The organism is Chloroflexota bacterium (assembly GCA_015478725.1).
Lineage (GTDB): Bacteria > Chloroflexota > Limnocylindria > Limnocylindrales > CSP1-4 > C-114.
On record JADMIG010000151.1, the window covers coordinates 1 to 1,039 of the forward strand.

The 1,039-nt window shown below is 65.1% G+C and carries 1 protein-coding gene; it reads left to right on the plus strand.

All coding sequences use genetic code 11. The features are described 5' to 3' along the window. Positions 1–87: 87 nt before the first annotated feature. Positions 88–1,039, plus strand: a 952-nt coding sequence (locus IVW53_16230) for an IS481 family transposase (protein ID MBF6607103.1), incomplete at its 3' end; no start/stop codon positions are given.

Here is a 1,039-nt window from a genome sequence, read left to right on the forward strand (position 1 = left end):
CTAGCTGTGAGCTCTCGATAGGTTGTCCATCCGGTCCGGATCGAGGAAGCTGAGGTTGCGAAGCTTCAGTGTCCACGGGGGGACCGGATGAACATCCATAAGAATGCTCGCCTGACGCCGCACAGTCGAGCCGAGCTGGTGCGGCGGGTGCTGGTTGAAGGCCAGGCGCCCATGGCGGTGGCCACCGCCATGGGCGTGACGAGCAAAACGGTCGGCAAGTGGGTCGCCCGCTTCGAGGCCGAAGGCCCGGCTGGTCTGGTCGATCGCTCCTCGCGGCCGCATTGCCTTTACCGGCCGACCCCCGAGGCGACGGCTGAACGGATCGAAGCCCTGCGTCGCCAGCGTTGGACCGGCAAGCAAATCGCCCAGGAGACCGGCGTCTCCCCGGCGACGGTCAGCCGGGTTCTGAAGCGTCTGGGCCTGAGCCGGATCAAGGATCTGGAGCCGGCCACACCGATCATCCGCTACGAGCGCAAAGCGCCGGGCGAGATGATCCATATCGACATCAAAAAGCTCGGCCGCTTCGACCGGGTCGGGCACCGCATCACCGGCGACCGCACCGGCCAGAGCAACCGCCGCGGCATCGGCTGGGAGTTCGTCCATGTCGCGATCGACGACGCCTCGCGCATCGCTTTCTCGCTGGTCATGCCCAACGAGAAGAAACAGAGCGCCACCGCCTTCTTGAAGGCAGCCTTGGCCTACTACGAGAGCCTCGGCGTCACGGTTGCTCGGGTGATGACCGACAACGGCTCGTGCTACAGATCGTTCGACTTCCGCGACGCCTGCCGCGATCGCGGGCTCAAACACATCCGCACCAAGCCCTACACACCCAAAACCAACGGCAAGGCCGAGCGCTTCATCCAGACCGCGCTCCGGGAATGGGCCTACGCCCAGGCCTACCCCACCTCGCAGCGACGCGCCGAGGAACTGCCCTTCTGGCTGCACCGATATAACTGGCATCGACCACACGGCGGGATAAAATCTCAAACGCCCGTCAGCCGCCTCGCCCTCTCCGAGGACAACCTGTTGAGGCTCCACA